Source organism: Arthrobacter sp. MA-N2 (assembly GCF_000517125.1).
Taxonomy (GTDB): domain Bacteria; phylum Actinomycetota; class Actinomycetes; order Actinomycetales; family Micrococcaceae; genus Arthrobacter; species Arthrobacter methylotrophus.
Map to the genome: position 1 here is coordinate 2,173,054 of NZ_KI912155.1, position 21,775 is coordinate 2,194,828.

The window sequence follows — 21,775 nt, forward strand, 5'->3', positions numbered from 1 at the left end:
CCGGGGTCAGGCGGCTTTGCGGCTGGATGTCATTAGCTTCATGAGGCTCTCCTGGCTGGCTTCATCCTTGTTGAGTACGCCAGTGATGGAACCCTCGAAAATGGTGTAGATCCTGTCGGAGAGGCCCAGCAGTTCGGGGAGTTCGGAGGAAATCACAATCACGCCCTTTCCTTGGTTGGCCAGCTGTTGGATGATTCCGTAGATCTCATACTTGGCCCCGACGTCGATTCCGCGGGTGGGTTCATCCAGGATGAGAAGGTCCGGATCGGTGAACATCCATTTCGCGAGAACCACTTTTTGCTGGTTGCCACCGGAGAGCTTCGAGACACCTTCTTCCACCGAGGGAGTCTTGGTGCGCAGCGACTTCCGGTATTGCTCGGCCACCATGAACTCTTTGTTGGTGTCTACGACGATTCCCCGGCTGACCTTTTTAAGGTTGGCGGACACTGTGGTGGTCTTGATGTCGTCCAGGAGGTTCAGGCCCAGGGTCTTCCGGTCCTCGGTGACGTAGCCGAGACCGGCGTCGATTGCTTGGCGGACGCTCCGCATGGTGATGGGCTTGCCATCCTTGTACACCTGTCCCGAGATGAACCGGCCGTAGGAGTGACCGAAGACTGAACGGGCAAGCTCGGTGCGGCCAGCGCCCATCAGACCTGCGAACCCCACGATTTCGCCGCGGCGCACGTGGAAGTTGGAGTTTTTGCAGACCAAGCGGTCCTGGATCTGGGGATGGCCGACGTTCCAGTTCTTGACTTCGAAGAACACCTCGCCGATCTTCGGTGTGTGGTCGGGGAAGCGGGACTCGAGCGTCCGCCCAACCATGCCCTTGATGATCCGGTCCTCGTCGACGCCGTCTTTCTTCACGTTGAGCGTCTCGATGGACTTGCCATCGCGGATGATGGTGATCTCGTCCGCGATCTGCTCAATTTCGTTGAGCTTGTGGGAAATCATGATGGACGTGATACCCCGGCCTTTGAGCCCCAGGATGAGGTCCAACAGGTGCTGGGAGTCCGATTCGTTGAGGGCGGCTGTGGGCTCGTCCAAAATGAGCAGCTTCACGGACTTGTTCAGGGCCTTGGCGATTTCCACCAGTTGTTGCTTGCCGACGCCGATTTCCTTGATGGGGGTATCGGGGTCCTCTCGCAGGCCAACCCTCGCGAGCAATTCGATGGACCGCTTGCGTGCCTCAGTCCAGTCGATGATGCCGCGGCGGACGGGCTCGTTGCCGAGGAAGATGTTTTCAGTGATGGACAGTTCAGGGATCAGCGCGAGTTCCTGGTGGATGATCACGATTCCAGCATGCTCGCTCGCGCGGATGTCCTTGAACTGCTGGACTTCGCCCTGGTACACGATGTCGCCGTCATAGCTGCCGTAGGGGTACACCCCGGAGAGCACCTTCATCAACGTGGACTTTCCTGCACCGTTCTCGCCGCAGATGGCGTGGATTTCGCCCACCTTGACCCGGAGGCTGACGTCCGAGAGAGCCTTCACTCCGGGGAATTCCTTAGTGATGGACCGCATCTCGAGAAGGATCGGGTCCGGGTGCGTTGTGGGGGTTGACATACCCTCGCGCCTCCAATGGTTGACGTCGTTGTCGGCTCGGGGATGGCGAGCCCATCTGATGAGAAAGTAAACTGGATCACACCGGTTGCCGTCAAGACTTTAACGCAAGACGGGGATAACAGCGTGGTAACGAAATACTCAGGACTGCTTGATACCGGCGTGCTGGAACACCAAAGCGGCCGCGCCAAGCGCTTCCGCCCGGGCGCCGAGCGAGGACATCGCCAAGTGCGTCGTCTCGCCGATCACGGGCACTGCATGGCGGACGAGGCCGCGTCGGATGGGGTCGAGGAGGACGTCGCCGAGCCCGGCGAGCGGGCCGCCCACCACGATGACTTCCGGGTTGATGAGATTCGCCACATTGCCCAGGGCGCGCCCCACCGCGAGACCTGCGTCGTCCACCACGCGGAGGGTCGCTGAGTCCCTGGCCAGGGCGTTGCGCACGATATCTGCGGGTTCGAGGTGCAGGCCCGACCCTTTGCCGAGGAGCTCGATCATGGTGGTGGTTGAAGCCATCGTTTCCAAGCAGCCGCGATTGCCGCAGCGGCAGATGGCGCCGTATTCGTGGATGGTTGCATGGCCGATTTCTCCCGTGATTCCCACCGCCCCGTAGTACGGCGCGCCATTGATAATGAGGCCTGCGCCGATGCCGGAACCGATCTTGAGGAACATGAGGTTGCTGATTCCGCTGTGCGGGCCCCACGTCACCTCGGACAGGGCGCCCAGATTGGCGTCGTTATCAACGTAGACGGGAAGATTGAGGGCTTCCTCCAGTCGTTCGAGAATCTGGATCCCCACCCATTCCGGCAGGATGGCGCCTTGCGCCACGGTGCCGGAACGGCGGTCGATGGGGCCGGCGATGCCGGCGCCCGCGCCTACTACGGCGCTTCGGTCAACGCCGCTTTCGACCAGCAGTTTGTCGAGGAGCGAGACCGCTGCGCTGATACCCTGTTCGGCGTGGTGGCCAAGGGGTAGGGTCACGGTTTCCTCGATGATGATGTGATAGCCAAGCGAGGCCAGGACCACCCGCAGATGGCGGCGGCCAAAGTCGATTCCGACTGCCACGGCACCGTTGCTGTTTAGCCTGACGTTCAGTGCCCGGCGTCCGGAGCTGGTTATCGGTTCGGTTGAGACAAGCCCGGCGTCCTGCATGATCTTGACGATGTTGGACACTGTGGCCGTGGAAAGTCCCGTTTGCCTTGCGAGTTCGGCTTGAGTGGAAGGGCCGCTCAACAGGCATTCGATGAGTCGCTGCTGGTTCAAGTGGCGCAACGCCGACTGGGAGCCAGGATTCTTGCGGTGGCTCTTCGTCGAGCGGGAGGTTGCGGGCATGACATGAAGCGTGCCTCAAATCACGTTTGCAGTCAAGAAGTTAACGCAACGGGGCGGACTTGTGTCGAGACCATGGACTTTGCCTCCGATGTGTACCAACCATCAATTTGCGGCCGCCCGCGTTAGTCCTGCGCGTGCATCTCGCGGTGCGCCGCCGCCAACTCCCGGTAGTGGGCCGCGTTGTGCTTCACGCCGTCGAGCTCGTCTTCGCTCAGTTCGCGGCGCACTTTGGCGGGCACGCCGGCAACCAAGGAGTGCGGCGGGATAACGGTTCCCTCGAGCACGACGGCGCCCGCCGCCACGAGCGAACCGGTGCCGATGACGGCGCCGTTCAGGATGGTGGCGCTCATGCCGATGAGGCAGTCGTCCTCCACCGTGCATCCGTGCACCACTGCACTGTGTCCCACGCTGACACGCTCGCCGACGGTGCAGGGGAAACCCGGATCGGCATGCAGGACCACATTGTCCTGGAGGTTCGAGCCTGCGCCGACGCTGATAATTTCGGTGTCTGCACGGACCGACACCCCGTAGAAGGCACTGGAGTCCTCGCCGAGGGTAGCCTTGCCGATGATCGATGCTGTGGGCGCTACGAAGGCGGTTTCATGGATGACCGGGGTATCCCCGGCAAAGGTGTAAATAGGAGTCATGCGGCAAGCCTAGATCACCCTGGCCCCGAGCCAACTAGCTCGCAGTAGGTGTCGTTTTGAGCCTTCATAACGTCAACAACTGTTAGCTAGTTGGGCCCGGAGGCGTCCGAAGGACCAAGAACTGGTAGTGCTGCACCCATTGCCCGGCTCCCGGCCCGGACTCAATTCCCATGCCTTCGGGCCACGTCTCAAAGTGCTCGACGTCGCCGTGGGCCCCGAAGATCCGCAGCACGGTTGCGTCGCTCCGCCGGCTGAAGAACCGCCGCTGCTCGTCTTCGTCGTCTTGGTTGAGGACTTCTTCATCGTCACCTGACCAGAGCCCGACGGCGATCGGCGCGCCAGTCGCGCTGACCCGCACAAGTTCGCTGACGACGTCGTTGATTCGAGTGTTGCGGACGTGCATGAGGGTGCCCATAGTCCACACGGCGGGGAACGAGGCATCTGCGAAGGGCAGAGACCGGCCGTTGGCCACACTGGCGTCCAAGCCCTTCGCCCGGGCGAGGTGGATGCTTTCCTCGGACAGGTCGACACCGGTGTAGTGCAGGCCCGCCCGCACGAATTCCAATCCTTCGACGCCGGTCGCACAGCCCAGTTCGAACAGCGAGTGCCTGTGTTCCTCTTTGAGCAGACGGATGAACCAATCGCGGCATTCCGTCAGGCGCGGCGTCATGTCCCCAGCGTAAAGCACCCAACTAACTAGCAGTAGATGTCGTTATGAAGGCTCATAACGACAAGATATGCGAGCTAGTTGAAGACCACTGTGCGGGTGCCGTCGAGCAGGACGCGGTGTTCGGCGTGCCACTGCACGGCCTGGGTAAGGGTGCGGCCCTCGACATCGCGACCCATCTGCACGAATTGTTCGGCCGTGCGTGCGTGGTCTACACGGATGACTTCCTGCTCGATGATCGGGCCCTCGTCGAGGTCGGCCGTCACGTAGTGGGCCGTGGCGCCGATGATCTTCACACCGCGGGCGTGGGCCTGGTGGTAGGGCTTGGCACCCTTGAAGGACGGCAGGAAGGAGTGATGGATGTTGATGGCCCTGCCGTTGAGCTCGGTGCAGAGATCGTTGGAGAGGACCTGCATGTAGCGCGCCAGGACAGTCAGCTCGATGCCGTGCTCGTGGATGAGCGCGAGGAGTTTCGCCTCGGCTTCGGCCTTGGTGTCCGGCGTGACGGGGATGTAGTGGAAAGGAATGCCGTAGAACTCGGCCAGGCCTTCGAGATCCCGGTGGTTGGACACAATGGCCGGCACCTCGATGGGAAGGGTCCCCGTGCGTTGCTGGAAAAGCAGATCATTGAGGCAATGGGCGTCCTTGGAACACAGGATGAGGGTACGGACCTTCTGGCCCACCGGGTTGATCTGCCACTTCATGCCGAATGCTTCGGCCACGGGGGCCAGCGCCGAACTCAGTTCTGCTTGGGTCGAGGACGTCGTTGCTTCCACGCGCATGAAGAAGTTTCCCGTGCTGGGACTGCCATATTGCTGAGAGTCGGCGATGTTACAGCCCGCCTCCAGCAAGGCGCCTGCAACAGCGTGCACGATCCCGGGCCGGTCCGGGCAGGACAGGGTTACAACAAAAGACGTAGGCAGGGTGGAGTCAGTCACACGCAAAGCCTACCGTTGCGCACCTGTTGTACTGTTTAAGTCGTCGCGACTGGCGTTGGGTGGTGTACCACCAGGGAGCGGCATTGATGAAGACCACGGATCGTACGCCTGGGCCGAGGGTCACGTTTTACTGTCGCTGTGCCCCGTCCCGTCATCAACGGGCATGGAAAAAACCCAGCCGGTAGCCTGACCTGTAGAAATACCCGTTGCCTATCCAGGAGATCTTCGTGACCACCACCATCACCTCCGCGACCATCAGCAACCAGCCGCTTTCCGAACTCGACCCCGAGATCGCAGCGGTTCTGGACCAGGAACTCGGCCGCCAACGCGGCACCCTGGAAATGATCGCTTCCGAGAACTTTGCGCCCCGTGCCGTCATGGAGGCCCAAGGCTCGGTGCTGACCAACAAGTACGCCGAAGGCTACCCGGGCAAGCGCTACTACGGCGGCTGCGAATACGTGGACATCGCCGAGCAATTGGCCATTGACCGCGTGAAAGCCCTCTTCGATGCCGAGTACGCCAACGTGCAGCCGCACTCCGGTGCGCAGGCCAACGCCGCGGCCCTGTCCGCCATGATCACACCGGGCGACAAGATCCTGGGCCTGTCCCTGGCGCACGGTGGCCACCTGACACACGGCATGAAGCTCAACTTCTCCGGCAAGCTCTACAACGTGGCTGCTTACCAGGTGGAGCACGACACCTTCCGTGTGGACATGGACAAGCTCCGCGAACAGGCCATTGCCGAGAAACCGCAGGTCATCATCGCCGGTTGGTCGGCCTACCCACGCCACCTCGACTTCGCAGCATTCCGCTCCATCGCAGACGAAGTCGGCGCTCTCCTCTGGACGGACATGGCGCACTTCGCCGGCCTCGTGGCAGCAGGCCTGCACCCGAGCCCGGTGCCGCACTCCGACGTCGTCACCTCTACGGTGCACAAGACGCTCGCAGGGCCTCGCTCCGGCGTGATCCTGGCCAAGGAAGAATGGGCGAAGAAGCTCAACTCCAATGTCTTCCCGGGCCAGCAGGGCGGTCCCCTCATGCACGTAATCGCTGCCAAGGCTGTTGCCTTCAAGATCGCTGCGGGCGAGGAATTCAGGGAACGCCAGGAGCGCGTCCTGGAAGGTGCCAAGATCATCGCCGACCGTCTCAACCAAGCGGACGTGGCCGAAGCAGGCGTGTCCGTCCTGACCGGCGGCACCGATGTCCACCTGGTTCTCGTTGACCTGCGAAACTCGCAGCTGGACGGCCAGCAGGCAGAGGACCTCCTGCACTCGGTGGGCATTACCGTCAACCGCAATGCTGTTCCGTTCGATCCCCGCCCGCCGATGGTCACCTCCGGACTGCGCATCGGTACCCCGGCCCTGGCCACCCGAGGCTTTGGTGCCAACGAATTCACCGAGGTTGCCGAGATCATCGCTTCGGCACTGAAGTCCGGATCAGCCGCTAACGTCGAAGCCCTGCAGGCCCGCGTCGACAAGCTCGCCGCGGACTTCCCGCTCTATCCGCAACACGAGCAGTGGTAAGCCGCAGGCCACCCACGAGAAAGAGCTGATGGAATGACATACCAGTCCACCGCACAAGTTCTTGACGGCAAGGCCACCGCCTCCGCCATCAAGTCCGAACTGAAGATCCGCGTAGCCGCCCTCCGCGAAAGGGGAGTGGTGCCGGGACTCGGCACCATCCTGGTGGGATCGGATCCGGGCAGCACATGGTACGTGGCTGGCAAGCACAAGGACTGCGCCGAGGTCGGCATCACGTCGATCCGGCGTGACCTGCCTGAAGACGTCAGCCAGGAAGCGCTCCTCGAGGTGGTCCGTGAGCTCAACGAAAACCCGGAATGCACCGGGTACATCGTGCAGTTGCCGCTCCCCAAGCACATCGATCAGGACGTGATCCTGGAGGCCATGGACCCCGAAAAGGACGCCGACGGCCTGCATCCCATGAACCTTGGCCGGCTCGTGGCCAACGTCAGCGGTGTCATGAAGTCCCCGCTGCCCTGCACCCCCAAGGGCTGCGTGGAACTGCTCCGTCGTCATGGCATCGAACTCAAGGGCAAGCGGGTCCTGGTGGTCGGCCGTGGCGTCACCATCGGCCGTCCCATCGGGCTCCTGCTCACCCGCAAGGACGTCAACGCCACGGTCACCCTGGCGCACACGGGCACCGTGGACCTGCCCGCCGAACTCAAGCTGGCCGACGTCGTGATTGCAGCTGCCGGGGTGCCGCACATGATCAAAGCTGAGGACCTCAAGCCGGGCGCCATCGTGCTCGACGTCGGCGTGAGCCGTGTGGACGACGGCAACGGTAAGGCTGTTGTCACCGGGGACGTGGACCCGGCCGCTGCCGGCGTTGCGTCTTGGCTGTCGCCGAATCCTGGCGGTGTAGGCCCGATGACCCGCGCCATGCTGCTCGCCAATGTGGTGGAGACCGCCGAACGGCACGCAGGCATCGCCTAGCACCGGACGTGAACGACGTAGGGGACCTACTCCCGTAGGAGTAGGTCCCCTACGCCGTTAACACGACGACGCCGGAGCTGTGCGCGGCTAGGCTCGGAGCATGCAGCGGCGTTTCCAGGGTCCCCCCACGAGCTTCATCGTGATCGCGGTGGCCCTGATTCAAGTGCTGGGAACCGTGTTTTCGGCAAACCACCAGGCAACTCTGCGCCCCTTGGATCCCCTCGCCTTCATGCTGCTCTTGGCAGGGCCCGCCGCCTTGGCTTTCCGGACCCGCAAGCCCGTGGTCATGCTGCCGATCACCCTCGCGGCCACGTTCAGCTACGTGCTCCTCGGCTACGCATGGGGCCCGATTGTGCTGTCCTTGGCGGTGTCGATCATCCTGACGGCATCCGCCGGGCTGCGCTGGGAGGCCTGGCTGGGAGCTGGAATCTGCGCCGCCGCCATCGTGCTGACCGCCGTTTTCGCCGGCAACGATCCCGCGCTTATTCGCGCCTCCGCCGGTGTTGCCTGGGCGGCGATCCTCGTCCTGATCGGTGAAGGCTTCCGACGGCGGGGCGAGCGGATGGCCGAATACCGGCGCCGGCGCGAGGCTGCGAAACAGGCCGAACGGGACGAGTACCGGCTCACGCTCGCCCGCGATATCCACGATGTGGTGGCACACTCCCTTTCGATGATCAATGTCCAGGCCTCGGTGGCGCTCCATTTAGGCACAAACGATCCGGAGAAGCTCCGGCCGGCGCTCGAAGCCATCAAGGCCGCGAGCAAGGAGTCCTTGACCGAAGTCCGTCAGCTTCTCGGTGTGCTCCGCGACGATGCCCCGTTGAGCCCGCCGGCCCCGCCAAATCTCGCGCGGATCCCGGAACTCGTGGAGGACGCGCGGCGCGGTGGCTTGGATGTCCGGCTTGAAAACTCCGTGGCCCCTGAACCAGCAGGAACGGCACAGCAGGAAACGGCCTATCGAGTAGTCCAGGAAGCGCTGAGCAACGTCCGCAGGCACTCGGGCGCGGCGTCCGCCGTCGTACTTTTGGAATGGGCGGGGAACGCACTGAAGGTGAGGATCGACGACGACGGCGCAGGCCTTCGCGGGGCCCCCGCAGGTAACGGCCTGAGAGGCATGCGCGAGCGCGTCGAGGCCCTCGGCGGCACGCTGCGCCTGACGCCGCTGGAAACTGGACTGCGCGTGGAAGCGATGCTCCCGCCGGACCCTGCAAGGACAGGGGACCAGCCATGATCCGCCTGCTCCTTGCCGACGACCAGACCCTCATCCGGGCGGGATTCCGGGCGCTCCTGGACGCCGAACCGGACATGGAGGTCGTGGCGGAGGCCGGCACCGGCCGCGAGACGGTCCGGCTGGCCGAAAGCCAGGTGCCCGACGTCGTCCTGATGGACATCCGCATGCCGGACGGCGACGGCTTGGCCGCAACCCGGCAGATCCTGGCCAACCCCCGACTTACGAGCACCCGGATCATCATCCTCACCACCTTCGAGCTGGACGAATACATCGCCGAAGCGGTGCGCGCCGGTGCCGCCGGCTTCCTCGTCAAGGACACCGAGCCGGAGGAACTGATCCGCGCCGTGCGGGTGGTGCACGACGGCGACGCCCTCCTTTCGCCGTCGGTGACGCGCCGCATCATGGCCCAGCTCGCCGTGCACAGCAGGGCGGCGTCGAAGGCCGTACCGCTGGACCAGATCACCGAACGCGAACGGGAGGTCCTGGCGCTGGTGGGCGAAGGCCTGAACAATGCCGAGATCGCCGAGCGGTTGTTCATCACTCCTTTGACGGCCAAGACCCACGTTTCCCGCATCATGACCAAGCTCCGTGTCCGGGACCGGGCGCAATTGGTGGTTCTCGCGTACGAATCCGGTCTGGTCCGACCGGGCTGGAGCAGCTAGCGCGTCCGCGCAGTCTCCCGGAGGAGTAGGTGGCCGGCTGCAAGTGACTCCCGGTGGCCGACGCCTTTGGAGGGGCGGAAAACCAGACTGGAACCAGAGCCGAGATACGGCCCGTTGAGAGTTTGGACTGGACATGTTGACATCACTGAGCACCACCCTCGGCGCCGCGGCCGCCCAGCTGCCCACCGACGTCGTCCACGGACCCGGGGGCGGATTCGTCTTCTGGCCGTTTTTCCTCCTGATCCCGTTGTTCTGGATCCTGGTCATCGGATTCTTCATTCTCTTCGGTCGCCGGATGTGGCGTCGTAACCATGACTGGGCAGCAACCCAGGGGGCCGAGAGTGTGCTGAGGGAGCGTTATGCGCGTGGCGAGATCGACGAGACCGAGTACCGCCAGCGGCTGGAAGTGCTACGGGCACATCCGACCAAGTGAGGAATCGGCGGGTTCTGCTGGATCATTCGCTCTGACTCAACCATCGAGCCCCGGAACCACGCGGTTTCCGGGGCTTGATGCGCGGAATGATCCAGCAGAATGTCACAAGGGGCAGCGTTCCACAGGGGTTATTCCAGAAAATTGCGCAATACCTCTTTCACGTATTCCTTGGCTCTACTAGTCTGCTGGGGTGCACAATGAAGCCACACGCTCCTTCTCCACTTCAGCCAGCTTCCAGATGAACCCACCTGCAGTCATCACAGCCGAAAAACTCACCAAGAGCTACGGCGAGCTCACCGCCGTCGACGGGATCTCCTTCGAGGTTCCGGCGGGGGAGTCCTTCGGGCTGCTGGGTCCCAACGGAGCGGGTAAGTCCACCACCATGAAGATGATCGGCGGCGTCTCCCAGCGCACCTCCGGGAAGCTCAGCATCATGGGCCTCGACCCCGAAACCCATGGGCCCGAAGTTCGCGCGCACCTTGGCGTAGTGCCGCAGCAGGACAACCTCGACGAGGAACTGAAGGTCCGCGAAAACCTGATTGTCTATGGCCGCTACTTCGGCCTGCCCATGAGCTATTTGCGCCCGAAGGCCGACGAACTGCTCGAGTTCGCCCAGCTGACAGACAAAGCCAAATCCAGGGTGGATGCCCTCTCGGGCGGCATGAAACGGCGTCTGACGATTGCCCGCTCGCTGATCAACGAACCCAAGATCCTGCTCTTGGACGAACCCACCACGGGGTTGGACCCGCAGGCCCGGCATATTCTCTGGGACCGGTTGTTCAGGCTCAAGGAACAAGGCGTCACGCTGATCCTCACCACGCATTACATGGACGAAGCCGAACAGCTCTGTGATCGGTTGATCGTGGTAGACAAGGGCCGGATCATGGCTGAAGGCTCGCCTGCAAGCCTGATCCGGGAATACTCCACGCGCGAGGTCCTGGAACTCCGCTTCGGTTCGGAACGCAACGCGACCATCGGAAGCGAACTCGCCGGTATCGGCGAACGCGTCGAGACGCTTCCGGACCGGGTGCTCATCTACGCTAACGACGGCGAATCGGCCCTCGAGCAAGTCTCCGCACGCCGGCTCCGGCCCTTGACGTCCCTCGTGCGGCGCTCTTCCTTGGAGGACGTCTTCCTCCGGTTGACCGGACGGAGCCTTGTTGATTAGGGGAGTGTTGATGAGGGGACAGCTGAGTAGGAGGACCTATGGCTGACGTTCAGCTCCCGACGGCGGACCGCCCTTTGCGCGCCCACTCGCCGGCCGTCTCGGCCAGCCGGGCTCGGCGTTGGGGGTCGTTCTTCTATGCCGAACAGGTCCTCAGGGTGATGCGTGGATATGGCTGGTCGGTGTTCTTGTACAGCGTGGGCCAGCCCGTGGCGTACTTGTTCGCGATGGGCATCGGCTTGGCGAGCCTGGTGGATGCGAATGGAGCTTCGGTGTTCGGCGGAGTGAGCTACCTGACTTTCATCGCGCCTGCGCTGCTGGTCTCCTCCGCGGTCATGACAGCATCAGGGGACTTCTCCTACCCGATCATGGACGGCTTCAAGTGGCGCCGCGTGTTCTACGGCCCGCATGCTTCTCCGCTGGTTCCGCAGCAGATCGCTGCGGGCCACATCATGGCCAGTACCTTGAAGTTCCTCGCGCAATCGCTGCTCTACTTCTTCATCGTGGCCCTGTTCGGTGCTTCACCCAGTCCGTGGGGCTGGGTGTCGGCGGTGGTTGCCACGGTAGCCGGGCTCTCCTTCGGGCTGCCGCTCATGGCCTATGCCTCGAGCATCACCAAAGATTCCGGGCAGTTCGCCTTGGTGCAGCGATTCATCGTGGTGCCGCTGTTCCTGTTTTCGGGAACCTTCTTCCCGCTGGATTCGCTGCCGCTTGGAGTGCGCTGGATCGGTTGGATCTCCCCGGTCTGGCACGGTACGCAGTTGGGGCGCGTCTTCACCTACGGACTTGAGGAAAACCCCGTGCTGACGGTGACGCACGTCGTGTTCCTTGTGGGTGCGGCCGCGGCAGGTTGGATGCTGACGCGGCGCCAGTTCGTCAGGAGGATGGGAACATGAGCGTTTTGACTGGACCGCATAGCGCCACGGACGCTGCCCGTGAGCGCACGTTCGGTCCGCTGTACTCCCGCAACGCGCTCGCCGTTGTGGCCCGGGGCCTCATGGCGGCGAAAAGCAGCACGTGGTTGATCCTGGTGTCCGGGTTCTTCGAGCCGGTGCTGTACTTGATCTCCATGGGCGTAGGACTGGGCTCGATTGTCGGGAGCGTGACGGGACCGGGCGGCCAGGAAATCAGTTATGCGGCCTATATAGCGCCGGCACTCCTTGCCGTGTCCGCCATGAACGGCGCCGTGTACGACTCCACCTGGAACGTCTTCTTCAAGATGAACTTCGCCAAGTTGTACCAAGGCATGCTCTACACATCACTCGGTCCATTGGACGTAGCCATCGGGGAGATCTTCCTGGCCCTGCTGCGCGGACTCCTCTACGCCACAGGATTCACGGCCGTCATGGCCGTCATGGGGCTCATCACTACCCCGTGGGCCCTCCTGGTCATCCCTGCGTCCGTGCTGATCGCTTTCGGCTTCGCGAGCTTCGGGATGGGCATCACGAGCTTTATGAAGACTTTCCAGCAGATGGACTGGATCAACTTCTTCATGCTGCCGATGTTCCTGTTCAGCGCCACTTTCTACCCCCTGAGCGTCTATCCCCAATACATCCAGTGGCTTATCCAAGCGCTTCCCCTCTGGCACGGCGTAGAACTCCTGCGGCAGATCAGCATTGCTTCCTTCAGCCCGGCCACGGCAGTTCACGTCGGTTACTACCTCGTCATGATCGTGCTCGGCATCATGCTCACCACCGGAAGGTTGCGCAAGCTCTTTCTGAAATAGCGGTTCGTGCTGTTCGCCCGGGGTGGAAGCGGCCGGTGCGCCGTCCGGAGTTTGCGACAATTAGTGCATGCGATCTCTCGGCGACTCCCCGTCATCTGTTCCCTCATCCGCTTCCGCAAAGAGCGCCTTTAAAGGCTTCCGCGTCGGCGGGCTGGGCATGACGGTAGTGCTCATCGCGTTCCTGGTGGCCGTCATCTTCGCGGCCAACCAGAACGACGTCGTCGGTTGGATTGTCGCCGTTGTTTCCTTCGGCTGGCTCGCTCTTGCCGCTTTCGTCGTTTTCAGTATCCAGAGGGCCGCAAAACGGGCTGGAGAAAAACTCGCTGAGGCACAAAACGCCTTCAACGCGGCCACCGGCCGGGCGCCGTCGTCGTCGAGCGCTGACCATGGCGGCACACGTGTGGTCTCGGAACGCAGCGAAGCGGATGAAATGCGGGACCTCAAACTGGACCATTCGTTCAAGATTGTCCAGGTGCAGGTTCGCGTCGTGGAGGACGAACGGGCGAAGGGTGAGTCCGCAAATCAGGACACCATCAGCCGCGCTTTGGAGACCATCGCAATTACCTCAAGCAACGCCCGGGACATGATCAAGTCCTCCGGTGGCGCCGACGAGCCCGTTTCGGGCACCATCATCGACTAGAGTAGGCGGGTGAGCTCGGCATTGAAGAAGGACTTCCTTCGCATCGCAACGGTCAACGTCAACGGCATTCGCGCCGCCTACAAGAAGGGCATGGCGGAGTGGCTTGAGCCGCGCGACGTCGACATCCTGTGTCTGCAGGAGGTCCGCGCGCCCGATGAGGTGGTCCACCAGCTCATCGGCGAAGGCTGGCACATCCTGCACGCCGAAGCCGAGGCCAAGGGGCGCGCGGGCGTAGCCATCGCCTCGCGGCAGGAGCCCGACGCTACCCGCGTGGGAATCGGCGACGATTATTTTGCCACCACCGGTCGCTGGGTCGAGGCCGACTATGCGGTGAAGACGAGCGGTGGCGAGGACACCACCCTGACCGTCGTCAGCGCCTACGTGCATTCCGGCGAAGTGGACACGCCCAAACAGGTGGACAAATACCGCTTCCTGGATGTCATGAGCACCAGGCTTCCGGAACTCGCCAAACACAGCGAGCACGCCTTGGTGGTGGGTGACCTCAACGTGGGCCACACTGAGCTCGACATCAAGAATTGGAAGGGCAACACCAAGCGTGCAGGCTTCCTTCCTGAGGAGCGGGCGTACTTCGACCGCTTCTTCGGCGACGAGATCGGATGGAGGGATGTCCACAGGGGCCTGGCAGGAAATGTCGATGGCCCCTACACCTGGTGGTCCCAGCGCGGTAAGGCCTTTGATACTGACACGGGCTGGCGCATCGACTACCACATGGCCACTCCCGGACTCGCGGCAGCCGCTCTGTCGGCCGTCGTTGACCGGGCACCGTCATGGGACACCCGCTTCTCCGACCACGCACCGCTGGTAGTCGACTACCGGCTCTAGGCTTTCGAAAGTTTCCACATGACCAGCTCCACCACAACTGAACCCGCTGCGGCTGCAACCATGGCAGCGACTACCAAAACCGAGCCCAAGAAACGGATCCTCTCAGGCGCCAAGCCCACGGCGGACTCCCTGCACTTGGGAAACTACATTGGCGCCGTCCGCAACTGGGTGGACATGCAGTCCGAGTACGACGCGGTCTTTTTCATTCCGGACCTGCACGCCATCACGGTCGACTTCGAACCCGAAGAGCTGGCCAAGCGCACCCGGACAGTCGCCGCCCAATACATCGCCGCCGGCATCGATCCCGAGAAGTGCATCTTCTTCGTCCAGTCCCACGTGCCTGAGCACGCCGAGCTCGCCTGGGCGCTCAACTGCATCACAGGATTCGGCGAGGCGTCGCGTATGACGCAATTCAAGGACAAGACGCAGAAATCCGGGGCGGACGCCGCCACGGTGGGCCTGTTCGCTTATCCCACGCTCATGGCCGCGGATATCCTGCTTTACCAAGCGGATTTGGTTCCTGTGGGGGAAGACCAGCGCCAGCACCTTGAACTCACCAGAAACCTGGCTCAGAGATTCAACACCCGTTTCGGTAAGACCTTCACGGTGCCCGAGGCCACTATCCTGAAGAGCAGCGCCAAGATCTACGACCTTCAGAACCCCACTGCCAAGATGTCCAAGACCGGCGAATCGCCGAACGGTTCCATTCAATTGCTGGAGGACCCGAAGGTCGCCGCCAAGCGCATCAAGTCGGCCGTGACGGACGACGACACTGTGATTCGCTTTGATCGCGAAGCCAAGCCTGGCGTGTCCAATCTCCTGACGATTTACTCCAGCCTGACGGGCAAGACGATTGCGGACCTCGAAGGGGAGTACCAAGGCAAGATGTACGGTCACCTGAAGGTGGATCTGGCCGACGTGATGGTGGATTTCATCACTCCGTTGCGGGACCGCACGGCCGAACTCATGGGCGATCCCGCTGAGCTTGACCGTCTCTTGGCCAAGGGGGCTGCGAGGGCCCGGGAAGTTGCTTCCGTGACCTTGAGCGAGGTCTACAAACGGATGGGCTTCCTTGCCCTTGCCGGGCGGACAGGGATCCGCTAAGCACATGTGCGCTGCTGGCAAGCTCAGCGTCCGGGTCGGCTCCCTTCCAAGGGGCGCTGGCCAGGTCACTGATGCCCGCACGGATTCGGCTGCACACGAGGCCGACAGCGCGAGCAGCGACAGCCTGTGCGTGGGCATCATCCTGGGTTTCCCCCAGGACGTGGCCCGGGAACTACAACAATGGCGTGCCTCCTTCGGGGACCCCATGGCGGACGTCATTCCTGCCCATATCACCCTCGTCACCACTACGCCCGCCCGGGACTGGGAAGCCACGCGGGAGCATGTCCGGGAGGTTGCCCGCCGGCAGGCACCGTTCAAGATCACCATTTCCGGTACAGGTTCCTTCCGGCCGGTGTCCCCGGTGGTATTCCTGAACGTCGAAGATGGATTTGCGGAGTGCGTGGGATTGCACGAACAGTTGCAGAGCGGCCCTCTGGAACGCGAGCTTCCGTTCCCCTACCACCCGCACGTGACGGTAGCCCACGACGTCGCACCCGAAAGCCTTGACGAAGCCGAAACGGCGCTCAAGAACTACACCGCCACTTTCCCTGTGGTTAGCATGGGACTTTACGAGCACGACGACAATGGCATCTGGCAGCTACGGGAAGAGCTCGACTTTGGCGGCGACACAGACCAATCACGTGAAAGCAACGCACCCCGATCGGCAGCAAGCGGCTAGGCCGCCCGTGCCCACTGAAGGCGCGCAGCTCAGGCTGCAGCTCATTCAGCGGCAGGTGGAATGGGGAAAGGCTCGCCGCTCAGGCAATGGTGGCGCCAAGATACCGGCATTCATCAACCTTGTCCTCGCGCGGCTGAGCAATTTCCGGCCCATGCGGGCATTCAATCTCTATAATCTGCACAATGGCCCGCTGTTGAGCGCGGGCATAGGCTTCACGATGTTCTTCTCCATCACAGCTCTGCTGGCCACGGGATTCGCCGTGACCGGCCTGGTTCTCAGCGGGCAACCCCAACTGGTTGATTCAATCGTCTCGAGCGTCGCCACGTCGGCTCCCGGGCTCCTGAAAACCAGAGGAGGCAACGGCCTGGTAGATCCGCATGATCTCTTGAATCCCACAGGCCTTGGCTGGACAGCTGCCATTGCCGCCGTCGTGACGGTGTTTTCCGCGCTCGGCTGGATCGCCGGAATCCGGCAAGGTCTTCGCGGCGTTTTCGGGCTGGACCCCCTCCAAGAGAACCCGCTGCTGATGAAGGCCCGCGACGCCGGTACCCTCCTGCTGTTGGGCGTCGCCTTGGTGGTCAGCGCCGGTGTTTCGCTGGTGTTCGGGACGGCGACCGGATGGATCATCGAAAGGCTCGGCTTGGCTGACACCGTGGGCGGCCCCGTCACTTGGCTCGTCCGCACGGCCGTTCCACTGGTGCTCAATTGGGCGACGGCGGTTATCATGTTCCGCTTTGCAGGCCGGCTGAAGCTTCGCCGTCGAGCGTTCTTCGAAGGGACAGTGCTGGCCGGCATCGGGACCACCATTCTCCAGATTTTCAGCACCGAGTTGCTGGCGAATGCCGGACGGAATCCCCTTTTGGCCTCATTTGCCATCATCATCGGCCTTCTCATTTGGTTCAACCTGGTCAGCCAGGTCTACTTGGTCTCCGCTGCATGGGCGGCCATCAGGGAATCAGATGAGGGGCAAGGGCCACATCGCAAACCGGCTCTCGGATCACGGCACCCTACGCCCCATTCCTTCCCCACGAAACCTTCCCCGCCAAAGGCACATAAGGCCTAGTCGCCGAGGTACTGACCTGCCCACGCCGAAATGATTTTGGCTACCCGTGCCGCCTGGCCCTTGCCTGTCAACAGGTGATCACTGCCTTCGAGTGACACGAAGCTACGCGGGTGCCGGGCGGTTTGAAAGATGGTGCTGGCGTTTTCGATGCCCACCGTGTTGTCGGTGGGGGAGTGCAGCACCATGAGGGGCTTGTGCAGGGTCCGGATGCAGTCGCTGAGGTCCGCGTTTTGGAGATCTTCCACGAAGTGGCGGCGGATCTCGACGCGCTTGCCGCCCAAATCGACTTCCGCGCTTCCTTCGCTGAGGATCTTGTCCATTGCTGAGTCAAAGACATGCTCAACGTGCTTGGGCGAGAAGGGTGCGCCGACGGTCGCCACCGCACGGAGTTCCGGAATGTCCCGCGCGGCGGCCAGGACGGCCGCTCCGCCGAAGGAATGGCCGACAAGCAGGGAAATCGTCTTGCCTTCGGACCGCATGAACTCGGTGGCGCGCACGGTGTCGGCAACCTTATGGCTGAACGACCCTTGAGACCATTCCCCGCCCGAGCCGCCCAGACCGACGTTGTCGAAGCGGAGCATCCCTACGCCGGCAGCTGCCAGGCCCTTGCAGATCCGCGCAGCGGCCGGACTGTCCTTCCCCAGGGTAAAACCGTGGGAGAACACACCCCAGCCGCGGACCGGGCCTTCAGGCACGTCCAGCAACCCCGAGAGCATTTCCCCGGTGGTGCCCTCGAAGTTGACCTTGACGGACGTTGTCATGCGCTTGCCTTCCACTTCAAACGACGACGGCGCCCCCTACCAAAGGTGGGCGGCGCCGTCGTCGTGCTTATAACTTCGGAAACTAGATCTTGCGTGCCAGGATGGCTTGCTTGACTTCGGCGATAGCCTGGGTCACCTGGATGCCACGCGGGCAAGCCTCCGTGCAGTTGAAGGTGGTGCGGCAGCGCCACACGCCTTCTTTGTCGTTGAGGATCTCCAAGCGCATGTCGCCGGCATCGTCGCGGGAATCGAAGATGAAGCGGTGCGCGTTCACAATGGCGGCCGGCCCGAAGTACTGCCCGTCGGTCCAGAACACAGGGCACGACGAGGTGCACGCAGCGCACAGGATGCACTTGGTGGTGTCGTCAAAGCGTTCACGGTCCTCGACGGACTGCAGGCGTTCCTTGGTGGGCTCGTGGCCCTTGTTGATCAGGAAGGGCATGACCTCGCGGAAGGACTGGAAGAACGGCTCCATGTCCACAATCAGGTCCTTCTCCACCGGGAGGCCCTTGATCGGTTCAACGGTGATGGGCTTGGACGTGTCCAGGTCCTTCAGCAGGGTCTTGCAGGCGAGGCGGTTACGGCCGTTGATGCGCATAGCGTCGGAGCCGCACACCCCGTGTGCACAGGAACGGCGGAAGGACAGCGAGCCGTCGATCTCCCACTTGACCTTGTGCAGGGCGTCCAGCACGCGGTCGGTGCCGTACATCGTGAGCTGGTGGTCTTCCCATACGGGCTCTTCCGAGACCTCGGGGTTGTAGCGCCGTACTCGCAAGGTGATGTTGAAGGTGGGAATTTCCCCACCACCACCAATGTGTGCGGGCAGCTCGATCTTGGATGCTGGCTCAGCAAGTTCAGCAGACATCTTAGTACTTCCTCACCATCGGCTCGTAGCGCGTAAAGACGACAGGCTTGGTGCCAAGTCGGATGCCCGCGATTGCTTCCGCAGATCCGTCCGCCGGGGCGTGCTCATCCTTATACGCCATGGAGTGCTTCATGAATTTTTCGTCGTCGCGCTCCGGGAAATCCTCCCGGAAGTGGCCTCCACGGGACTCCTCCCGGTGCAGGGCAGCAACTGTCATGACCTTGGCCAGTTCCAGCAGGAAGCCCAGCTCCACCGCTTCGAGCAAGTCAAGGTTGAAACGCTTTCCCTTGTCCTGGACGCTGATGCGCTGGTAGCGCTCTTCGAGGGACGCGATGTCCTTGAGCACCTGGTTCAGGGTGTCCGCCGTACGGAACACCTGCATGTTGGCATCCATGGTGTCCTGCAGTTCCTTGCGGATCGCGGCAACCCTTTCGCCGCCGTCGGCAGTGCGGACGTGGTTCAGCAGATCCAGCGTGTATGCCTCCGGGTCTTCCGGGAGTTCCACGAAGTCAGCAGTCTTGGCGTATTCGGCGGCGGCGATGCCGGCGCGCTTGCCGAAGACGTTGATGTCCAGCAGTGAGTTGGTACCCAGACGGTTGGAACCGTGCACGGAGACGCAAGCAACCTCACCGGCTGCGTACAGGCCCGGCACGATCGTGTCGTTGTCCTGCAGGACCTCCGTGGTGATGTTGGTTGGTATGCCGCCCATGGCGTAGTGCGCCGTCGGGAACACGGGAACCGGTTCGGTGTACGGCTCGACGCCGAGGTAAGTGCGTGCGAATTCGGTAATGTCCGGAAGCTTCGCGTCAATGTGAGCTGGCTCGAGGTGCGTCAGGTCAAGAAGGACGTAGTCCTTGTTCGGGCCGCAGCCGCGTCCTTCACGGACTTCGTTTGCCATGGAGCGGGCCACGATGTCGCGGGGCGCGAGGTCCTTGATAGTGGGGGCGTAGCGTTCCATGAAGCGTTCACCCTCCGAGTTCCGGAGGATCGCGCCTTCACCGCGGGCAGCTTCCGAAAGGAGGATGCCCAAGCCTGCCAAACCGGTCGGGTGGAACTGGAAGAATTCCATGTCCTCCAGCGGAATTCCGCGGCGGAAAGCGATGCCCATGCCGTCACCGGTCAGGGTGTGGGCGTTGGAAGTCGTCTTGAAGACCTTTCCTGCGCCTCCCGAGGCGAACACCACGGACTTTGCCTGGAACACGTGCAATTCGCCCGAGGCCAGGTCGTAGGACACGACGCCGGCAACGCGCTTTTGCTTGTACGGTGTGCCGTCTTCGCGGACGGCGTCTTCCTCGACGGTCAGCAGGTCCAGGACGTAGTACTCGTTGTAGAACTCAACATTGTGCTTGACGCAGTTTTGGTACAGCGTCTGCAGGATCATGTGCCCGGTGCGGTCTGCTGCGTAGCAGGCGCGACGGACGGGAGCCTTGCCGTGGTCACGGGTGTGGCCACCGAAACGGCGCTGGTCAATGCGGCCTTCGGGGGTCCGGTTGAACGGCAGTCCCATCTTTTCCAAGTCCAGCACGGCGTCGATGGCTTCTTTCGCCATGACCTCGGCTGCATCCTGGTCAACCAGGTAGTCGCCACCCTTGATGGTGTCGAACGTGTGCCACTCCCAGTTGTCCTCTTCGACGTTGGCCAAAGCTGCACACATGCCGCCTTGGGCCGCGCCTGTGTGGGAACGGGTGGGGTAGAGCTTGGTCAGTACTGCAGTGCGTGCGCGCTGACCGGATTCGATCGCGGCGCGCATGCCGGCGCCGCCGGCACCGACAATAACGACGTCGTACTTATGGACCTGCATACCAGATGCTCTTTCTCTCTAAGTCAGATGGTCGGCGGAGCCTGCTCCGCGTGTTACGCACCGCCGGAGATTCCCGGTGGTGCAGCGAAGCCGCTACGGCAACGGGCAGAACCCGCCCGGCAGCTGAACGCCGTTGACGACGGGGCACGGGTTGAACGTGAAGATCACCAGGGTGCCCAGAACGATGGTGACGACCGAGGCCGCGTACAGGACCACCTTGAGCCACAATCGCGTGGCGTCCTTCTCGGCGTAGTCGTTGATGATGGTGCGGACGCCGTTGGTGCCGTGCAACATGGCGAGCCACAACATGGCCAGATCCCAGAACTGCCAGAACGGATCGGCCCATTTGCCGGCCACGAAGCCGAAGTCGATGCCGTGGATGCCCTCGCCCACCATCAGGTTAACGAAGAGGTGGCCGAAGATCAGCACCACCAGCACGACGCCGGAGAGCCGCATGAACAGCCAGGCGAACATTTCGAAGTTGCCCTTGGAACCGGCGCCGCGACGGTACTTGGGCGCGATCTTTCCACTGCGGGGGTTCTGAATCTCAGTACTCATGGCTTAGTGGCCTCCCAGAGCGAGGGACAAGTGGCGGATGGCGAAGGCCCCGAAAACGACCAGCCACAATACGAGGACGGTCCACAGCATTTGACGCTGGTACTTGGCGCCCTTCTTCCAGAAGTCAATGGCGATCACTCGCAGGCCATTGAAGGCGTGGAAGACGACCGCTGCGACGAGGCCCGTTTCGCCCAGGGCCATGAGGGGGTTCTTGTAGGCGCCGATAACGGCCGTGTAGGCCTCCGGGGACACACGCACCAATGAGGTGTCCAGCACATGGACCAACAAGAAGAAAAAGATCACAACACCGGTAATGCGGTGTCCAACCCAGGACCACATGCCTTCACGGCCGCGGTACAAGGTGCCAGCTGGTTTTGTCGGCACTGAATAAACCTTCCTGCAACACAGCGGCGCTGGCACGGGATCCATGCGGGGGGAACGCCAGCTGCGAGAGCACTCGTAGCTCAGCCTAAATCTAGGCTTCGCTCACAGCTTATTCAATTTACACCCGCCTTCCCGCAACGAGATGGCGGGTGTTTGCCTGAATTCCGCGCTTTTCGCCGCAAGGGTGAGACGAAGACCACAAAGTGGGACTTGCGCGGGTGTCCGATATGGTGTTGCGGTGAGTATAGACAACGCGGTAAGCC

The 21,775-nt window shown here is 62.5% G+C and carries 23 protein-coding genes and 1 riboswitch; of the genes, 13 read left to right on the forward strand and 10 right to left on the reverse strand.

Annotated features, from left to right (window positions below; translation table 11 throughout):
* Positions 1-6: 6 nt before the first annotated feature.
* The 5 genes from mmsA to purU form a co-directional block, all read right to left on the reverse strand.
* Positions 7-1,563 carry a multiple monosaccharide ABC transporter ATP-binding protein gene (gene mmsA, locus A3M3_RS0110875; RefSeq protein WP_028266346.1) on the reverse strand — a complete coding sequence of 519 codons (1,557 nt, stop codon included), beginning with the start codon at positions 1,561-1,563 and terminating at the stop codon, positions 7-9.
* Positions 1,564-1,701: 138 nt separating this feature from the next.
* Positions 1,702-2,892 carry an ROK family transcriptional regulator gene (locus A3M3_RS0110880; RefSeq protein WP_028266347.1) on the reverse strand — a complete coding sequence of 397 codons (1,191 nt, stop codon included), beginning with the start codon at positions 2,890-2,892 and terminating at the stop codon, positions 1,702-1,704.
* 122 nt (positions 2,893-3,014) lie between these two features.
* Entirely contained in the window at positions 3,015-3,539 is a 525-nt protein-coding gene (locus tag A3M3_RS0110885) for a gamma carbonic anhydrase family protein (protein ID WP_028266348.1), read from the reverse strand.
* Positions 3,540-3,621: 82 nt separating this feature from the next.
* The gene (locus A3M3_RS24725) at positions 3,622-4,209 is read right to left on the reverse strand and encodes a class I SAM-dependent methyltransferase (protein ID WP_035742708.1); all 588 of its coding nucleotides are present in this window, start codon (positions 4,207-4,209) and stop codon (positions 3,622-3,624) included.
* Between the two features lie 74 nt (positions 4,210-4,283).
* The gene (gene purU, locus A3M3_RS0110895) at positions 4,284-5,144 is read right to left on the reverse strand and encodes a formyltetrahydrofolate deformylase (RefSeq protein ID WP_028266349.1); all 861 of its coding nucleotides are present in this window, start codon (positions 5,142-5,144) and stop codon (positions 4,284-4,286) included.
* 35 nt (positions 5,145-5,179) lie between these two features.
* Positions 5,180-5,265, forward strand: a riboswitch (ZMP/ZTP riboswitch).
* Between the two features lie 106 nt (positions 5,266-5,371).
* On the opposite strand from purU, the gene glyA reads away from it, so the two are divergent.
* The 13 genes from glyA (at position 5,372) to A3M3_RS24735 (ending at position 17,143) form a co-directional block, all read left to right on the forward strand.
* Positions 5,372-6,667: a serine hydroxymethyltransferase gene (glyA, locus tag A3M3_RS0110900; RefSeq protein ID WP_028266350.1), complete on the forward strand. Its 1,296-nt coding sequence runs from the start codon at positions 5,372-5,374 to the stop codon at positions 6,665-6,667.
* A gap of 33 nt (positions 6,668-6,700) precedes the next feature.
* On the forward strand, positions 6,701-7,597 hold the full coding sequence (locus A3M3_RS0110905; RefSeq protein ID WP_028266351.1) for a bifunctional methylenetetrahydrofolate dehydrogenase/methenyltetrahydrofolate cyclohydrolase: 897 nt from the start codon (positions 6,701-6,703) through the stop codon (positions 7,595-7,597).
* 100 nt (positions 7,598-7,697) lie between these two features.
* On the forward strand, positions 7,698-8,828 hold the full coding sequence (locus A3M3_RS24730) for a sensor histidine kinase (RefSeq protein WP_051423120.1): 1,131 nt from the start codon (positions 7,698-7,700) through the stop codon (positions 8,826-8,828).
* Entirely contained in the window at positions 8,825-9,490 is a 666-nt protein-coding gene (locus tag A3M3_RS0110915; RefSeq protein WP_028266352.1) for a response regulator, read from the forward strand. Before A3M3_RS24730 ends, A3M3_RS0110915 begins: the two co-directional genes overlap by 4 nt.
* Positions 9,491-9,623: 133 nt before the next feature.
* Positions 9,624-9,923, forward strand: coding sequence for an SHOCT domain-containing protein (locus A3M3_RS0110920; RefSeq protein WP_028266353.1), 300 nt, complete (start codon positions 9,624-9,626; stop codon positions 9,921-9,923).
* A gap of 238 nt (positions 9,924-10,161) precedes the next feature.
* Positions 10,162-11,091: an ABC transporter ATP-binding protein gene (locus A3M3_RS0110925; protein WP_028266354.1), complete on the forward strand. Its 930-nt coding sequence runs from the start codon at positions 10,162-10,164 to the stop codon at positions 11,089-11,091.
* Between the two features lie 38 nt (positions 11,092-11,129).
* The gene (locus A3M3_RS0110930; protein WP_028266355.1) at positions 11,130-11,984 is read left to right on the forward strand and encodes an ABC transporter permease; all 855 of its coding nucleotides are present in this window, start codon (positions 11,130-11,132) and stop codon (positions 11,982-11,984) included.
* Positions 11,981-12,814 carry an ABC transporter permease gene (locus A3M3_RS0110935; protein ID WP_028266356.1) on the forward strand — a complete coding sequence of 278 codons (834 nt, stop codon included), beginning with the start codon at positions 11,981-11,983 and terminating at the stop codon, positions 12,812-12,814. Before A3M3_RS0110930 ends, A3M3_RS0110935 begins: the two co-directional genes overlap by 4 nt.
* A gap of 67 nt (positions 12,815-12,881) precedes the next feature.
* Positions 12,882-13,454 carry a hypothetical protein gene (locus tag A3M3_RS0110940; protein ID WP_028266357.1) on the forward strand — a complete coding sequence of 191 codons (573 nt, stop codon included), beginning with the start codon at positions 12,882-12,884 and terminating at the stop codon, positions 13,452-13,454.
* Positions 13,455-13,463: 9 nt separating this feature from the next.
* Positions 13,464-14,297, forward strand: coding sequence for an exodeoxyribonuclease III (locus tag A3M3_RS0110945; protein ID WP_028266358.1), 834 nt, complete (start codon positions 13,464-13,466; stop codon positions 14,295-14,297).
* A 60-nt stretch (positions 14,298-14,357) separates the two neighbouring features.
* Positions 14,358-15,401 carry a tryptophan--tRNA ligase gene (gene trpS / locus A3M3_RS0110950; RefSeq protein ID WP_028266359.1) on the forward strand — a complete coding sequence of 348 codons (1,044 nt, stop codon included), beginning with the start codon at positions 14,358-14,360 and terminating at the stop codon, positions 15,399-15,401.
* 4 nt (positions 15,402-15,405) lie between these two features.
* Complete coding sequence (locus A3M3_RS0110955; RefSeq protein ID WP_028266360.1) at positions 15,406-16,080, forward strand: 2'-5' RNA ligase family protein; 675 nt, start codon at positions 15,406-15,408, stop codon at positions 16,078-16,080.
* A gap of 7 nt (positions 16,081-16,087) precedes the next feature.
* Complete coding sequence (locus A3M3_RS24735; protein ID WP_442853101.1) at positions 16,088-17,143, forward strand: YihY/virulence factor BrkB family protein; 1,056 nt, start codon at positions 16,088-16,090, stop codon at positions 17,141-17,143.
* Here the strand turns inward: A3M3_RS24735 and A3M3_RS0110965 are convergent.
* The 5 genes from A3M3_RS0110965 to sdhC all read right to left on the reverse strand — a co-directional run bounded on the left by A3M3_RS0110965 (position 17,140) and on the right by sdhC (position 21,512).
* Positions 17,140-17,904 (reverse strand): alpha/beta hydrolase, encoded by a 765-nt coding sequence (locus A3M3_RS0110965; RefSeq protein WP_028266361.1) that lies wholly within the window; start codon positions 17,902-17,904, stop codon positions 17,140-17,142. The genes A3M3_RS24735 and A3M3_RS0110965 overlap by 4 nt on opposite strands.
* Before the next feature lie 82 nt (positions 17,905-17,986).
* The gene (locus tag A3M3_RS0110970; protein WP_028266362.1) at positions 17,987-18,769 is read right to left on the reverse strand and encodes a succinate dehydrogenase iron-sulfur subunit; all 783 of its coding nucleotides are present in this window, start codon (positions 18,767-18,769) and stop codon (positions 17,987-17,989) included.
* Position 18,770: 1 nt separating this feature from the next.
* Positions 18,771-20,570: a succinate dehydrogenase flavoprotein subunit gene (gene sdhA, locus A3M3_RS0110975; RefSeq protein WP_028266363.1), complete on the reverse strand. Its 1,800-nt coding sequence runs from the start codon at positions 20,568-20,570 to the stop codon at positions 18,771-18,773.
* A 93-nt stretch (positions 20,571-20,663) separates the two neighbouring features.
* On the reverse strand, positions 20,664-21,128 hold the full coding sequence (locus tag A3M3_RS0110980) for a succinate dehydrogenase hydrophobic membrane anchor subunit (protein WP_028266364.1): 465 nt from the start codon (positions 21,126-21,128) through the stop codon (positions 20,664-20,666).
* Positions 21,129-21,131: 3 nt separating this feature from the next.
* A complete protein-coding gene (gene sdhC, locus A3M3_RS0110985; protein ID WP_035741630.1) occupies positions 21,132-21,512 on the reverse strand; it encodes a succinate dehydrogenase, cytochrome b556 subunit in 381 nt (126 codons plus the stop codon).
* Positions 21,513-21,775 lie beyond the last annotated feature (263 nt).

Bases quoted from the DNA above. Each gene is read 5' to 3' on its own strand.
- mmsA (WP_028266346.1), bottom strand. From the start codon at position 1,563: ATGTCAACCCCCACAACGCACCCGGACCCGATCCTTCTCGAGATGCGG.
- A3M3_RS0110880 (WP_028266347.1), bottom strand. From the start codon at position 2,892: ATGCCCGCAACCTCCCGCTCGACGAAGAGCCACCGCAAGAATCCTGGC.
- A3M3_RS0110885 (WP_028266348.1), bottom strand. From the start codon at position 3,539: ATGACTCCTATTTACACCTTTGCCGGGGATACCCCGGTCATCCATGAA.
- A3M3_RS24725 (WP_035742708.1), bottom strand. From the start codon at position 4,209: ATGACGCCGCGCCTGACGGAATGCCGCGATTGGTTCATCCGTCTGCTC.
- A3M3_RS0110905 (WP_028266351.1), top strand. From the start codon at position 6,701: ATGACATACCAGTCCACCGCACAAGTTCTTGACGGCAAGGCCACCGCC.
- A3M3_RS24730 (WP_051423120.1), top strand. From the start codon at position 7,698: ATGCAGCGGCGTTTCCAGGGTCCCCCCACGAGCTTCATCGTGATCGCG.
- A3M3_RS0110915 (WP_028266352.1), top strand. From the start codon at position 8,825: ATGATCCGCCTGCTCCTTGCCGACGACCAGACCCTCATCCGGGCGGGA.
- A3M3_RS0110920 (WP_028266353.1), top strand. From the start codon at position 9,624: ATGTTGACATCACTGAGCACCACCCTCGGCGCCGCGGCCGCCCAGCTG.
- A3M3_RS0110925 (WP_028266354.1), top strand. From the start codon at position 10,162: ATGAACCCACCTGCAGTCATCACAGCCGAAAAACTCACCAAGAGCTAC.
- A3M3_RS0110930 (WP_028266355.1), top strand. From the start codon at position 11,130: ATGGCTGACGTTCAGCTCCCGACGGCGGACCGCCCTTTGCGCGCCCAC.
- A3M3_RS0110935 (WP_028266356.1), top strand. From the start codon at position 11,981: ATGAGCGTTTTGACTGGACCGCATAGCGCCACGGACGCTGCCCGTGAG.
- A3M3_RS0110940 (WP_028266357.1), top strand. From the start codon at position 12,882: ATGCGATCTCTCGGCGACTCCCCGTCATCTGTTCCCTCATCCGCTTCC.
- trpS (WP_028266359.1), top strand. From the start codon at position 14,358: ATGGCAGCGACTACCAAAACCGAGCCCAAGAAACGGATCCTCTCAGGC.
- A3M3_RS0110955 (WP_028266360.1), top strand. From the start codon at position 15,406: ATGTGCGCTGCTGGCAAGCTCAGCGTCCGGGTCGGCTCCCTTCCAAGG.
- A3M3_RS0110965 (WP_028266361.1), bottom strand. From the start codon at position 17,904: ATGACAACGTCCGTCAAGGTCAACTTCGAGGGCACCACCGGGGAAATG.
- A3M3_RS0110970 (WP_028266362.1), bottom strand. From the start codon at position 18,769: ATGTCTGCTGAACTTGCTGAGCCAGCATCCAAGATCGAGCTGCCCGCA.
- sdhA (WP_028266363.1), bottom strand. From the start codon at position 20,570: ATGCAGGTCCATAAGTACGACGTCGTTATTGTCGGTGCCGGCGGCGCC.
- A3M3_RS0110980 (WP_028266364.1), bottom strand. From the start codon at position 21,128: ATGAGTACTGAGATTCAGAACCCCCGCAGTGGAAAGATCGCGCCCAAG.